Origin of the sequence: Synechococcus sp. BS55D (assembly GCF_004332415.1) — a bacterium.
Lineage (GTDB): Bacteria > Cyanobacteriota > Cyanobacteriia > PCC-6307 > Cyanobiaceae > Synechococcus_C.
In genome coordinates this window covers 168,803-181,142 of record NZ_PHQT01000002.1, presented here as the reverse complement: position 1 = coordinate 181,142, position 12,340 = coordinate 168,803, and the positions used below count along the sequence as shown (strand labels likewise).

Annotated in this window: 15 protein-coding genes and 1 tRNA gene; 7 read left to right on the top strand and 9 right to left on the bottom strand. The window is 62.6% G+C overall.

What is annotated here, in order from left to right; all coding sequences use genetic code 11:
- Positions 1-8 precede the first annotated feature (8 nt).
- The 4 genes from msrA to CWE16_RS04525 all read left to right on the top strand — a co-directional run bounded on the left by msrA (position 9) and on the right by CWE16_RS04525 (position 1,395).
- The gene (gene msrA / locus CWE16_RS04535) at positions 9-728 is read left to right on the top strand and encodes a peptide-methionine (S)-S-oxide reductase MsrA (protein WP_131593346.1); all 720 of its coding nucleotides are present in this window, start codon (positions 9-11) and stop codon (positions 726-728) included.
- Positions 725-892, top strand: coding sequence for a hypothetical protein (locus CWE16_RS12110; RefSeq protein WP_201737966.1), 168 nt, complete (start codon positions 725-727; stop codon positions 890-892). The genes msrA and CWE16_RS12110 overlap by 4 nt, the downstream gene beginning before the upstream one ends.
- A 67-nt stretch (positions 893-959) precedes the next feature.
- Positions 960-1,307, top strand: a complete 348-nt coding sequence (locus CWE16_RS04530) for a hypothetical protein (protein ID WP_131455470.1) — start codon at positions 960-962, stop codon at positions 1,305-1,307.
- Between the two features lie 14 nt (positions 1,308-1,321).
- Positions 1,322-1,395 (top strand) — tRNA-Pro (locus tag CWE16_RS04525).
- Between the two features lie 72 nt (positions 1,396-1,467).
- On the opposite strand, the gene CWE16_RS04520 is transcribed toward CWE16_RS04525, so the two are convergent.
- The 4 genes from CWE16_RS04520 to CWE16_RS04505 all read right to left on the bottom strand — a co-directional run bounded on the left by CWE16_RS04520 (position 1,468) and on the right by CWE16_RS04505 (position 4,582).
- Complete coding sequence (locus CWE16_RS04520) at positions 1,468-2,103, bottom strand: Crp/Fnr family transcriptional regulator (RefSeq protein WP_131455471.1); 636 nt, start codon at positions 2,101-2,103, stop codon at positions 1,468-1,470.
- A 178-nt stretch (positions 2,104-2,281) separates the two neighbouring features.
- Positions 2,282-3,262 (bottom strand): phosphate ABC transporter substrate-binding protein PstS, encoded by a 981-nt coding sequence (gene pstS, locus CWE16_RS04515; protein ID WP_131593344.1) that lies wholly within the window; start codon positions 3,260-3,262, stop codon positions 2,282-2,284.
- Between the two features lie 114 nt (positions 3,263-3,376).
- A complete protein-coding gene (locus CWE16_RS04510) occupies positions 3,377-3,706 on the bottom strand; it encodes a hypothetical protein (protein WP_236629574.1) in 330 nt (109 codons plus the stop codon).
- A 93-nt stretch (positions 3,707-3,799) separates the two neighbouring features.
- Positions 3,800-4,582 (bottom strand): 3'-5' exonuclease, encoded by a 783-nt coding sequence (locus tag CWE16_RS04505; protein WP_131593342.1) that lies wholly within the window; start codon positions 4,580-4,582, stop codon positions 3,800-3,802.
- Positions 4,583-4,660: 78 nt separating this feature from the next.
- On the opposite strand from CWE16_RS04505, the gene CWE16_RS04500 reads away from it, so the two are divergent.
- Positions 4,661-5,122, top strand: a complete 462-nt coding sequence (locus CWE16_RS04500) for a peroxiredoxin (protein ID WP_131593340.1) — start codon at positions 4,661-4,663, stop codon at positions 5,120-5,122.
- Positions 5,119-5,853, top strand: coding sequence for a DUF1350 family protein (locus CWE16_RS04495; RefSeq protein ID WP_131593338.1), 735 nt, complete (start codon positions 5,119-5,121; stop codon positions 5,851-5,853). The genes CWE16_RS04500 and CWE16_RS04495 overlap by 4 nt, the downstream gene beginning before the upstream one ends.
- An 18-nt stretch (positions 5,854-5,871) precedes the next feature.
- On the opposite strand, the gene acs is transcribed toward CWE16_RS04495, so the two are convergent.
- Positions 5,872-7,848 (bottom strand): acetate--CoA ligase, encoded by a 1,977-nt coding sequence (gene acs, locus CWE16_RS04490; RefSeq protein WP_131593336.1) that lies wholly within the window; start codon positions 7,846-7,848, stop codon positions 5,872-5,874.
- A 100-nt stretch (positions 7,849-7,948) separates the two neighbouring features.
- Between acs and CWE16_RS04485 the strand changes: the two genes are divergently transcribed.
- Positions 7,949-8,614 carry an HAD family hydrolase gene (locus CWE16_RS04485; RefSeq protein ID WP_131593334.1) on the top strand — a complete coding sequence of 222 codons (666 nt, stop codon included), beginning with the start codon at positions 7,949-7,951 and terminating at the stop codon, positions 8,612-8,614.
- A gap of 4 nt (positions 8,615-8,618) precedes the next feature.
- Here CWE16_RS04485 and sds read toward each other — a convergent pair whose 3' ends face one another.
- The 4 genes from sds to CWE16_RS04465 are packed head-to-tail and all read right to left on the bottom strand — an operon-like array spanning position 8,619 to position 12,333.
- Positions 8,619-9,590, bottom strand: coding sequence for a solanesyl diphosphate synthase (sds, locus tag CWE16_RS04480; protein ID WP_131593332.1), 972 nt, complete (start codon positions 9,588-9,590; stop codon positions 8,619-8,621).
- Positions 9,591-9,612: 22 nt separating this feature from the next.
- Complete coding sequence (gene murI, locus CWE16_RS04475; protein WP_131593330.1) at positions 9,613-10,419, bottom strand: glutamate racemase; 807 nt, start codon at positions 10,417-10,419, stop codon at positions 9,613-9,615.
- On the bottom strand, positions 10,416-11,507 hold the full coding sequence (locus tag CWE16_RS04470; RefSeq protein WP_131593328.1) for an N-acetylmuramoyl-L-alanine amidase: 1,092 nt from the start codon (positions 11,505-11,507) through the stop codon (positions 10,416-10,418). The genes murI and CWE16_RS04470 overlap by 4 nt, the downstream gene beginning before the upstream one ends.
- A gap of 4 nt (positions 11,508-11,511) precedes the next feature.
- On the bottom strand, positions 11,512-12,333 hold the full coding sequence (locus CWE16_RS04465) for a carbon-nitrogen hydrolase family protein (RefSeq protein WP_131455480.1): 822 nt from the start codon (positions 12,331-12,333) through the stop codon (positions 11,512-11,514).
- Between the last annotated feature and the right edge of the window lie 7 nt (positions 12,334-12,340).

Sequence of the window (12,340 nt, the reverse complement as noted above, 5' to 3'; positions counted from 1 at the left end):
TCAGCCTGATGCTTCCCTCTTGGTTGACCGGTGCCTCCGCGAACGACGGGGCAGCTGCGCCTGAGCGCCATGCCGTGCTCGGCACCCCGCTGCACGCCCCCCTGATGGATGACCAGGAGGAAGCGATGTTCGGCTGCGGCTGCTTCTGGGGAGCGGAGAAAGGCTTCTGGCGCCTTCCTGGTGTGGTGACGACCAGTGTTGGCTACGCCGGTGGGCGCACTCCCTCACCGACCTATCAGCAGGTTTGCAGCGGTCGCACGGGCCATACCGAAATCGTCCGCGTGGTCTGGAGCACCCCAGCGATTGCATTCAGTGATCTGTTGAAGCTGTTCTGGGAGTGCCATGACCCGACCCAAGGGGACCGTCAGGGCAATGACCAGGGCAGCCAGTACCGATCAGCGATCTACACCACCACCCCAGAGCAGCTGCAGCTGGCTGAAACCAGTCGTGACGCCTACCAACAAGGGCTCATCAGCAGGGGCCTGGGACCGATCACCACCGAGATCAGTGCGAAGCAGACCTATTTCCCTGCGGAGACTTACCACCAGCAGTATCTGGCCAAACCCGGAAGCCGTCCGTACTGCTCCGCCATGCCGACAGGAGTGCCCCTGGAGGCGTTTCCAGGCGCCGACTACAAGCTGCCTGCCAAAGTTTGGAGCCACTACGACTGGAGCATCAGTCACTGCGTCCTGCGCGGTGATAACGCTCCCATCACCCTTGAGCGATGAAACCCTCGTGGCCTGACTGGGGTGTGTTGCTGGCGCTGGCCTGCACGCTGCTGCTGGTGTTTGCTCTCGTGTTCTCTCAACGCCCACAGTCAGGCGGAAGCGAACCTCCGCTGCTCTGGCGAACACCTCCAGATCAAAAGCCGGCAGGATCCCTTCAGATCTGACCACCCCAGCGCCCAGCACGACCGAATCCTGGCAAGGTGATGGTCGGCAGTGCATCGATCGCTGATCGTGACGTCTCCCTCCGATCCCCATCAGCGACGTCAACTCCACCCGTTGCCACGGGGATTGGTGGAGCTTTATGGGTTGATCGCCGTGCTCGTGGTGCTGATCCCGGAATGGCTGGCCGATGGCACCATCACCCTGGGGGGACGCCCTGGTGGCGCCCCGCTTCCCATGCGCTCCCGAGCGTGGCGCGCCGTGCCTGAGCTGCACCTGGCGTCGATGAATCTGGCGGAACTGCGTCAGCTGGCCAGAGATCTGCGTCTGCGGGGCTACAGCGGGGACGCCCGTCAGGCACTCACAAACCGACTCCTGAAGCGAATCCGACGACGCTCAGGGGCGGGCAATGCCTTGTGATAACTTGCATCTGCCGGGGCGTAGCGCAGCTTGGTAGCGCACCACTTTGGGGTAGTGGGGGTCGTGGGTTCAAATCCCGCCGCTCCGATTCTTCTTGGTTCCGTCACCCCATGAAAAAGCCCCTCGATGAGGGGCTTTTTTTGTCTCGTTCTCTTTGAGTTCAACGCTTGGGCAGGTGCGTGATCACCAAGTGACGCTGCTCATCGATCTTCAGCCATCCCTCATCGCGAAGCAGACCGATGACCCGTGTCACCGTCACGCGAGTGGTGCTGAGCGCACTGGCCATTTCCTGATGGGTGAGGCGCAGATTGAGGCGCAGCCCATCCTCACAGGCCTGTCCATAATCCTGGGCCAGCAGCTCCAGGAAGCCCCTGACCCGCTCCTCCACACGGCGAAGACCAAGGAGGGAAAGAAGATATTCAGCCTGGCGGTAGCGCATGGAGACGGCCTCGAGCATGGCCACCGCAAGCTGCGGTGATTGCTCCACCTCGGCCATGGTCAAACAAAGAAGATCACAGTCACTCAGGGTGACGGCTTCATAGGCCTCCACCGTGCTCAGGGGCTCACCAAAGGGTTCATTGGGGCCAGCCAGACCCAGCAGCAATTCATCGCCATGCACAGACACGGCACCGAGCTTCACCATGCCACGCACCACCAACCAAAGGTTGTTCTTGAGCAGTGGAACAACGCTGCCTGCACTGAGATGAACCAGGTTGCGTTTCTGATAATTCGCCTCCAAAAGATCGCGAAATCCTTCGCGACGAGGTGCGCGATCGCGGGAGGGAACAGCAACCATTGGAATGCGTGTCTGGGATACACCCGACTGTATGGAGCGCGACAGACCTCCCAGGCAAAGACTCGGTAGGCGAAGCGTTAAGACTCACCTAAAAGTTTCCTAAAACACAATGCAGACAAAAAAAGGGGCCATACGGCCCCCTCTTTGAGTCGGCAATGAGCGATCACTCAATGAGCGATCAGTTGCCGATCTTGTTCACAGCAGCGCGGGCCTTGCTGAGGATGCCGCCCTTGAGGGGAACAAAACCCATGTCATCGGCCTGAGCCTGAGCCTTATCGCTCAGCATGAAGTTGAAGGACTTCTTGATGGCATCGGTGTTTTTGCCGTTGCCAGTCTTGTAAGCCAGCACCCAGGTGAGGGTGGCGATGGGATACGCACCCTTGGCGGTGGGGTTGGGGTTAGAACCGGCCAGATCAGCATCGAGGGTGATGCCGTTCAGGGCCTTGGCGCCGGAAGTGAAGCTAGGCAGCACATACTCACCAGACTTGTTCTGGAGGGCGGCAGCCTTGACGTTGCCCTTGATGTAGGACTGGTTCACATAGCCGATGGCGCCGACTTTGCTCTGGATCACGCCGGCAACGCCGGAGTTGCCCTTAGCACCGACAGCATTGGCACCAGGCCACTTGACGGACTTACCAGCACCCAGGGTCCACTCGGGGGAGAAGGCAGCCAGGGAAGCGGTGAACGCCTTGGTGGTACCGGAACCATCAGAACGGTGCACCCAGGTGATGTTGCCGGGGGCGCAGCCAAGCTCTTGCCACTTGGTGATTTTGCCCATGGCGATCTTGACAGCCTGAGCCTGAGTCAGCTTCAGGTTGCAGCCGGGCTTGTTGTAACCGAAGGCGATGGTGCCACCCACCATGGGGATCTGGACCACACCGCGCTTGACCTTGGCCATGTCAGACTTCTTCATCGGGTCATCAGACGCGCCGAAGTTGACGGTCTGATCGATGAAAGCCTTACGGCCGGAACCGGAACCAACGGCCTGGTAGTTGACCTTGGGACCGCCGGATTTGGCGAGCTCAGCGAACCAGCGCTGATAAATCTTGGCGGGGAAAGTAGCACCGGCGCCGTTGAGACGATCGGCGGCGGAAGCAGACACACCGGCTCCAAGAGCGAGCACGGAGGAGAACAGAAGAGCCTTCTTAGCGAAGCTCATGACAAGCCTTAGGGAAATCGGCGCCCTATGAGTAGCCAAGAAACAGCGATTCAGTCGTTAGCGCAAGGTTAAGGATCCAGGCAGAAGCCGCTATGGATCTAATTTTTCTCTGTTTTAGTGAGCAGAGCCGGGTCGATTGGTTCGTTTCGCTACCGAATCGTGATCCTGCAAGCGCGTGGCGACGGCATAACGTCGCAACCAGCGATTGACCCGCTGGCGCTGCGCCGGTGGCACCTCCTCAAGCAACTGAGAGAGTTCCAATGCACCAAGCCGTTTCAGCTCGCGCACATCCACATGCCAGAGGGCTTCTGCCTCCCGGATGAGACGAGCCCAGGTGCGCACCTGCTGCCAATGGCGCAAGCGCAGCCTTAATGGATCCCAGGAGGCTGCCTGGGAACGAAGCAGTCGTCGCCGATAGCGATCCTTGCGGGAGAATGCAGCCATGACTCCAGGCTGACGCCGGCGCCTGCAAGCGAGGCAAACCGTCCGGGTCCCTTCGGACTGCTGAAGCAAATCCTTGGTCGATGCGGACCCCGATCAAGAGGCGAGCGGTTCGTCCCGATCAAGAGCGATGACAGGGAACTCGAGATCCTGAGCCTCACGGGCACTGAGGCGACGGGTCCAGGCGCCTTGCACGGGATCATTCCAACGGAAACCCGCTGAGCGGGCGAGATGGCGCTCGTCGTAAGAGACCTGAGCGCGCATCAACACCCGCGGTTCCATGCCCCACGCAAGCAACTGCTCAAGATCGTCCCGTCGTCGGAACACCTCCGCGATGTACACGCAATCAGCAAGAGCCCGATGCACCGCCCACACCGGCACCCCATGGGCTAAGGCCAGATCTCGAACAGAGGGTCTTGAGCGCAGTTGCAGTTCAGCTGGCCAACGAATGTCTTCCATGGTGCACAACCAGGGAGCTCGTGCCTCTGGCAGGTGGCCCCGCCCAAACCATTGCCGATCGAAAGCCGCATGGTGGGCCACCAGCAGATCCGCCGCATCCATCAAGGCCTGCAGATAACGAAGCCCCTCCTTCCAGGGCTGGTGCCGGCGAGTGGCCGTGGCAGGAATGTGGTTGATCGCTTCTGCCGCATTGCTCTCCACTGGCAGCAGGAACGACTGCTGCACCAGCACCTCACGCTCCGGGACAGAAAACAGAATCGCTCCCACCTCAAGGCACTGATGCTCTTGAGGATCCAGCCCCGAGGTCTCCGTGTCGAGAATCAACAGGGTCTCCGGAGCACTGGTCTTGGTGGTGACGATCGGAGGCTCCACAGGTGTGGAGAGCAGGTTCAACTGAGCTGATGAGGCCTCATCTGCCATGGGTTCCGTCGAGCTAGCGCCATTCTCCAGCGATTGAGCCAGGGCCACTAGGGTGCAGCTCGCTTCGATGTGGGATTCATGGCCCTGGCTGTCGGTGATCAAGCCCCAGAGATCCGCCTGGACGACCAGAACGGTGTCTCGCGAAGCAACAGCGAGCTTGGCGGTCGCATCCTGGTGCTCTTCTTTTATCCCAAGGACGACACACCGGGCTGCACAGCCGAGGCCTGCGGATTTCGTGACAGCTTTGAAGAATTGCAAGCTCTCGGCGCCGAAATCTGGGGCGTGAGTGGCGATGACGCCGTCAGTCACCGACGCTTCAGTGAACGCCATGGTCTTCCGTTTCCCCTGCTGAGCGACAGCGATCAGCGGCTACGCCGGGCCTTTGGGGTTCCCAAAACCCTTGGGCTGCTACCCGCCCGCGTGACCTATGTGATCGATGCGTCCGGAACGATCCGCCATATCTTCAACAACCTGCTGGATGGTCCTGCCCACGTGCGCGAGGCCAGCCGCATCGTGAAGGAGCTGCAGAACGCTGCATGAGCCGCTGGCGAAGGCTGGACGACAGCTGGTGTCTCTGGCCAGCGCAACCGAAGGCCCTGGTTGAGTTCATCGGCGGGAGCTACCTGGCTGCCACTCCCCAACTGAGCTATCGACGCCTCCTTGAAGGATTGGCAGCTCAGGGGTTGGCGGTGCACGCCTGGAGTTATGTGCCCGGATTCGACCATCAGCTTCAGGCCAGGCAGGCCTGGGATGGATTCCGCAGCAGCCGCGCCCTATTACGTGAGCGGATTGAAGACCTTCCGCCCAGCCTGCGCCTTGGACACAGTCTCGGTTGCAAGTTGCACCTTCTGGCTCCGGACGGAGGGCGCAACAGCGCGGGCCTGATCTCCCTGAGCTTCAACAACTTTTCAGCCGACCGCTCCATTCCCCTGCTCTCCACCCTGGCCCCCAGTCTTGGGGTGACCACGGAATTCAGTCCAGGCCCCGAGGAAACGCTGCGACTCGTGGAGCGCTATTACCACTGCCCCAGGAATCTGGTGGTGCGCTTTGGTGAGGACAGCCTCGATCAAAGCCACGCGCTCTTCGACAGCCTGCGCAGCCGCAGCTGCGACCAAAGCGAATGGCTGCAGCTGGCCGGAGATCACCTCACGCCAGCCAGCGCCGGACTGCGCCAGGGACTGCTGGGTGACTGGGCTGATGACCCTGGCCGCAGCCGCCGGATCCAGACCTTGATCGACGCGATCCTTCGATGGCAAAGCGGGCTGGTCTGATCCCAGACCGCTTTGCGATCAGGCCCGCAAGCGATCGAGAACCGAGCGATCCTCCAGGGTGCTGGTGTCACCACTGACCTCCTGGCCGGCAGCCAGGGCCCGCAGGATTCGCCGCATGATCTTGCCGCTGCGGGTCTTGGGGAGCGCATCACTGCAACGGATCTCATCCGGGCGCGCAATCGGGCCAATCTCCTGACCTACGTGAGAGCGCAATTCCGCCACCAGGGCCTCGGTGGCCTCCCGGCCAGCCTCCAGGGTCACGAAGGCCACGATGCCCTCACCTTTGAGGTCATCGGGGCGGCCAACCACAGCAGCCTCAGCTACCGCAGGATGGCTCACAAGGGCGGATTCGATCTCCATCGTTCCAAGCCGATGACCGGACACATTGATCACGTCATCCACGCGACCCATCACCCAGAAGTAGCCATCGGCGTCCCTCCGGGCGCCATCCCCTGCGAAGTAGATGTAACTGCCATCGGCGGGACGGATGTGCTCCCAGTAGCTCTCACGGAAGCGCTGAGGATTGCCATGCACCGTGCGCATCATTCCTGGCCAGGGGCGGCGGACCACCAGGTAGCCCCCTTCATCGGCCGCCACACTAATGCCGTCCCCATCCACCACATCCGCTTGAATGCCCGGCAGCGGCAAGGTGGCAGAACCTGGCTTGGTCGGTGTGGCACCGGGCAGGGGGCTGATCATGACCCCACCGGTCTCGGTCTGCCACCAGGTGTCGACGATCGGGCAACGGTTACCGCCGATCACATCGCGATACCACATCCAGGCTTCGGGGTTGATCGGTTCACCAACGGTTCCCAGCAGGCGCAGGCTGCTCATGTCGTATTGATCAGGCACATCACGGCCGCTCTTCATGAAGGCACGGATCGCTGTGGGGGCGGTGTAGAAGATGGTGACCCCATGCTTCTGGATCACCTCCCAGAAGGCACCGGGTTTGCTCGGGCGTGGGGCACCCTCGTACATCACGGTGGTGGCGCCGTTGGAGAGCGGGCCGTAAACGATGTAGCTGTGACCAGTGATCCAGCCCACGTCAGCGGTGCACCAATAGACGTCGTTCTCTTGGATGTCAAAGATCCACTGGAAGGTGAGATGGGCCCAGAGGTTGTAGCCGGCTGTGGTGTGCACCACACCTTTGGGTTTCCCGGTCGAGCCTGAGGTGTAAAGAACAAACAGGCGATCCTCACTCGCCATTGGCACAGCGGGGCAGTCGGTCGACTGGGCCTCCACCAGATCGTGCCACCACTGATCACGGCCCTCGACCATCTCCACGGGCTGCTTGGTGCGTTGCACCACCAGAACACCGGTCACGGAGGGGCACGCCCCATCCGCAAGGGCGGCATCCACTGCAGGCTTCAACGACACCGGCTTGTCCTTGCGGAACCCGCCATCGGCGGTGATCACCGCCTTGGCTTCGCCATCGATCAACCGATCACGCAGGGCCTCAGCGGAAAAACCGCCAAACACCACTGAGTGGGGAGCACCGATGCGGGCACAGGCGAGCATGGCGATCGCCGCCTCAGGAACCATCGGCATGTAGAGAGCCACCAGATCTCCCTTGCCGATACCCATGGCCTTCAGGGCATTGGCCGCTTGACACACCTCGGCATGGAGCTCGCGGTAGCTGAAGCGCCGCACATCGCCTGGCTCCCCCTCCCAGATCAGGGCCGTCTTCTCGGCACGAGGGCCATCGAGATGGCGGTCCAGACAGTTGAAGGACAGATTGGTGGTGCCCCCTTCAAACCAGCGGGCGAACGGTGCATCACTCCAATCGAGGACGCTGCGGAACGGTTCGAACCAGTGCAACTCGCGACGGGCGGCATCGCCCCAGAAGCTGTCGGGATCGGCCGCAGCCGCCTCAGCCATCGCCCGGTAGGCCTCCAGGCTGCCGATGCGGGCCTGGGCTGCAACGGTCGCAGGCGGTTCAAAAACGCGCTGCTCCTGGAGCACCGATTCGATCGTGGTGGAGGGATCGGAAACCATCAGTGAAGCTGGACCAGTCAATGGGCGCATTCAAGCCAGTCACGGCCACCCGTCAGGGCAGGGTGACACGCTTGTTCAAACGCCAACGCCCTCGCCGGCCATGTCCGCTCCTGCAGCCTGCCTGTTTGACCTGGATGGACTGCTCCTTGACACCGAGCCTTTGCATGGGAAGGCCTGGGCCGCCGCGGCCAAGCATTTCGGCTCAGAGCTGAGTGACACACAGCTCAAGCAACTTCGGGGCCGTCGGCGCCAGGACTGTGCCGAACAGGTGATCCGCTGGTTGGAGAGATCGATCACTCCTGAGGAGCTCCTGGCAGTGCAACAACCGGTCGCCCGTCGACTGCTGGCCGGAGCGCCAGCCATGCCTGGGGCAGAAGCGTTGCTGCGCACCTGCCGGCGCCTGGACATGGCCATGGCTCTCGTCACCAGCAGCGCCGAGGAAGCTGTGCGGCGCAAATGCGCCCCCCATCCCTGGCTCACCCTGATCGAGACCAGGGTGCTGGGCGATGACCCAGAGCTTCGTCAGGGAAAACCGGCTGCAGATCCCTTTCTGCTGGCTGCCGACAGGCTGGGGGTGGACGTCCGTGCCTGCTGGGCCCTGGAGGACTCCTTGGCGGGATCGAGGGCTGCGCTATCAGCCGGATGCCGACTCTGGCTACTGGATGCCGATAACAGCGGGATTGATTCGGCTCAGCTACCCGAAGGAACCTGGCAAAAAATCCTCCACCTCAACGAGGTTGAGCACGCTCTCATCGGCGCGACCTGACGCGTCAATACAAACGGCCGAGCACAAACTCAGGGAGTTCAATCAGAGCCCGCCTGGATGGAGACTCGGGCAGCCAGGCCAGGGCTTCCCTCGCCTCGCGGGCAAAGGTTTCAGCGAGTTCACGGCTGCGGGGAATCGCCCGGGAAGCGCGGACAAGCTCGAGAGCCTGAACGAGATCCTCATCACCGCTGAATTCCCGTTCAATGAGTCCAGCCAGCTTCGGTTGCTCCTCAAGGGCATAGAGCGCTGGAGCGGTGAGGTAGCCACTGGCGAGATCACTGGCAGCTGGCTTACCCAGTTGTTGGTCGCTACCCGTGAAATCAAGGATGTCGTCGACCACTTGGAAGGCGAGTCCAAGCTGGCGCCCATAGTGATAGAGAGCATCCAGATGCTCACTGTGTTCATTGCTGAGCACCCCAGCGGCCTTGGCGCTGTTGGCAATCAGGGAAGCGGTCTTGCAGTAGCTCTTCTCGAGATACGTAGCAAAGGTCTGACCGGTGTCGTATCGGAAGAGGCCCTGCTTCACCTCACCATCGGCGAGATCCATGATCACGCGGCTCAGCAGCTTCACCACCTCAAGATCATCGAGGTTGGCCAAGTGCCAACTGGCTTGGGCAAAAAGGAAATCACCGGCGAGCACAGCCACCCGATGATTGAAACGGCTGTGGACTGTGGCCACACCGCGACGGGTCGAGGCCTCATCGACGACATCGTCGTGGACAAGTGAGGCCGTGTGGATCATTTCAGTGATCTCTGCCAGCCTGCGGTGTCGCGCCGTTAATTCACCGTCGGCAGAGAGTGCCCTTGAGATCAGGAGCACGATCCCCGGGCGTAAACGCTTTCCGCCAGCGCTGAACAGATGTTCGGCCGCAGCCTGAAGGATCGGATGGCCAGCCCCGATCAGGCTGCGCAGATCGCTCAGGAGTGTCTCCAGATCCTGTTCAACCGGCTGCAGCAGCTCTGTGACGGTGGCCATGGATCCCCTCGGTGCGGCGATCCTAGGGGGAGCAGGCCTGGGGTCGCAGGTCCACCAGTTCCACCAGCGGACGTTCGCCCAACCAGGGGGTGGCGCGGGTTGCAAAACCCTCCGGATCCGCCGTCACACACAGACGGGTGGAGGCGAGCGAAAGGGGAGGGGCATGGCCGTCCTCCGCGGGGCTGCCCAACAATGCATCGAGCTGACGGGCAACGCCTTCAGCGGGATCAATCAGGCGGATCCCATCAGGCAGCAGGCTGCGCAGCAATGGTTCAAGGAGGGGGTAATGGGTACAGCCCAGGATCACCGATTCAACCGACGCTTCCAGCAAAGGACTGAGGTACCCCATCGCCAGCTGACGCAGCTCCGGACTGCTGAGATCGCCCGCCTCGATCCTCGGCACGAAATCGGGACAGGCCTGCTGCACCACCAGGGAGCCTGGATGGAGCGCTTCGATGCTCTCGCGGTAGGCACCGGAAGCCACGGTCGCCGGAGTCGCGAGCACTCCAACCCGGCTTTCCCGCACGAGGGCGGCAGCCGCACCGATCAAGCCCACCACCGGGACTCCGGCCTGGCCCTCAGCCACATCGCGGGCCAAGGCATTGGTGGTGTTGCAGGCCATCACCACCGTGGAGACGTCCTGATCCTTCAACCAGGCCACCACCTCGGCTGCAATGGCCCGGATCTCAGAGGGGGCGCGACTGCCGTAGGGCACCCGGGCCGTGTCACCGAGATACACAACGGGCACCGAACCATGGCGGCGCAGAACGCTCCGGAGCACGGTGAGCCCACCGACACCACTGTCAAATAGGCCGAGACAGATGCTCACCGAGCCTCCTGGAGATACTCGAGGATGCCGGTGGCAATGGCGAGGGCAAGGCGACGGCGATGGGCGGCCGTGGCGAGTCGAGGGGAATCCAGTCCGCCGGTGACAAACCCGGTCTCCACCAATGACGAGGGCATGGTGGTGCGTCGGATCACAAAGAAGCGCCCCTGCCGCACTCCCCGATCGGGACTGCCGGGGGAGACGTTGAGCACCTGCCGTTGAATGCGCGCCGCCAGCCGGGCTGAACGCGGATCCGAAAAGTAAAAGGTCTCGATGCCGTTGACCTCCGGGCGGGACATGCTGATCGCATTGGCATGGATGCTGACGAACGCCGTGGCACCGACGCGGTTGGCGAGGGCCACCCGGGGGGGGAGGTCCACGTCAACGTCTGCCGTGCGCGTCATGGTCACCTGCACACCTTTGGCCTCCAGCAGCTGGGCCACCTGGAAGGAGATGTCGAGCACGACATCGGTCTCGCGCAAACCAGCAATGCCAACCGCTCCTGGATCAGGCCCGCCATGCCCGGGATCAATCACCACGTGGTAACGACCACGGGGCACATCGGGCAGACCCGCGGCATTGATCGGTGTGCGGGTCGGTGTGATCTGCACCCCCGACGACCAACCACCGGAACGGGCCGTGAGGTCGCCCTCACCGATGGCACGCAAGCCCCTGGTGGGCATCCCCTCGAAGACAAGCTTCCAGCGGTCGGCGGCCGTGCCCACCAGCTTGAGGCGAGCAGGGTCAAGCTCTACACCAGGCTGAAACTCCAGCACCAGGCGCGTGCTCCCGGGCGTTGGCTTGCCGAGGCGGATCTCCCGAAGCGCCCCACTGCCACGAACGCTCCTTGAACGGCTCAGCTCCCCAGGAAAATCAATCCAGACCCGCGGTCCCTGACGACGGTCACCAGCTTCAAAGAAGGCCTCGAGCCTTGCACCGGTGGCCGTGCGCAGCTCAAGCACTCCATTGTCAGTGAACGACCAGGCCGCCAGGGCGCTGGCAGCTCTGGCCGGCAACGAGGCCAAAGCGGCAGGGAGCTGCAGCAACGCCAGCGCCAGCAGGGCCAGGGAACGGGAACGGGCCGGGCGCATGGAATCAGAACAGGGCGGGCCGGCGATGCCGAAGGCTCGGCATTTGACCGCGAATGCGCTTCAGATGATCGGGATCGATGGGCGCGACCGCGGCACCGGGGAGCACACCCGCGTCAGCCAGAACCGTGCCCCAAGGATCGATCACCATGGCGTGGCCATGGGTCTGACGACGGCCTCCGTGTTGTCCGGTCTGGGCAGGGGCCAGCACGTAGGCAGTGTTCTCGATCGCCCGGGCCTGCAGCAGCACCTGCCAGTGATCCTTGCCGGTGAAGGCGGTGAAGGCAGCAGGGATCATCAACACCTCGGCCCCATCGCCGACGAGATGGCGGTAGAGCTCAGGGAAACGCACGTCGTAGCAAATGGACACCCCCACCCGGCAGAGGCCGGGAATGCTGACCACTGGTGGATGGGTGCTTCCGGGACTGAAGCTCGCCGATTCCCGATAGGTGCTGCCGTCAGGCAGATCCACATCAAACAGATGGATCTTGTCGTAACTCGACAGCAGCTGACCGTCACGGCCCACTAACTGAGCGCGCTGGTAGGTGTGCTGGCCATCGCCCACCGGCACGGGGAATCCACCCCCGAGGATCGCGACCTGGTAACGGCAGGCCATCGTGACCAGAAAGCGTTGGCATTGCTCAGCCAAGGCCGGGGCCAACTCGAGCCGACGGGCGTCGTCCCCCATGTAGGCGAAATTTTCAGGCAGGCCCACCAGCTCCGCCCCACGGCGGGCCGCCAGTTCGATCTGCTCCTCGGCGGCACTGAAGTTGCTCTCCGGATCAGAGCCGCTGGTCAGTTGCACAGCCGCCGCCAGAAAGTCGCTCACAGCAATC

Bases quoted from the DNA above. Each gene is read 5' to 3' on its own strand.
- CWE16_RS12110 (WP_201737966.1), top strand. From the start codon at position 725: ATGAAACCCTCGTGGCCTGACTGGGGTGTGTTGCTGGCGCTGGCCTGC.
- CWE16_RS04470 (WP_131593328.1), bottom strand. From the start codon at position 11,507: ATGCGCCCGGCCCGTTCCCGTTCCCTGGCCCTGCTGGCGCTGGCGTTG.
- CWE16_RS04505 (WP_131593342.1), bottom strand. From the start codon at position 4,582: ATGGCAGATGAGGCCTCATCAGCTCAGTTGAACCTGCTCTCCACACCT.
- acs (WP_131593336.1), bottom strand. From the start codon at position 7,848: ATGGTTTCCGATCCCTCCACCACGATCGAATCGGTGCTCCAGGAGCAG.
- CWE16_RS04500 (WP_131593340.1), top strand. From the start codon at position 4,661: ATGGCCCTGGCTGTCGGTGATCAAGCCCCAGAGATCCGCCTGGACGAC.
- sds (WP_131593332.1), bottom strand. From the start codon at position 9,590: ATGGCCACCGTCACAGAGCTGCTGCAGCCGGTTGAACAGGATCTGGAG.
- CWE16_RS04520 (WP_131455471.1), bottom strand. From the start codon at position 2,103: ATGGTTGCTGTTCCCTCCCGCGATCGCGCACCTCGTCGCGAAGGATTT.
- msrA (WP_131593346.1), top strand. From the start codon at position 9: ATGCTTCCCTCTTGGTTGACCGGTGCCTCCGCGAACGACGGGGCAGCT.
- CWE16_RS04510 (WP_236629574.1), bottom strand. From the start codon at position 3,706: ATGGCTGCATTCTCCCGCAAGGATCGCTATCGGCGACGACTGCTTCGT.
- CWE16_RS04485 (WP_131593334.1), top strand. From the start codon at position 7,949: ATGTCCGCTCCTGCAGCCTGCCTGTTTGACCTGGATGGACTGCTCCTT.
- pstS (WP_131593344.1), bottom strand. From the start codon at position 3,262: ATGAGCTTCGCTAAGAAGGCTCTTCTGTTCTCCTCCGTGCTCGCTCTT.
- CWE16_RS04495 (WP_131593338.1), top strand. From the start codon at position 5,119: ATGAGCCGCTGGCGAAGGCTGGACGACAGCTGGTGTCTCTGGCCAGCG.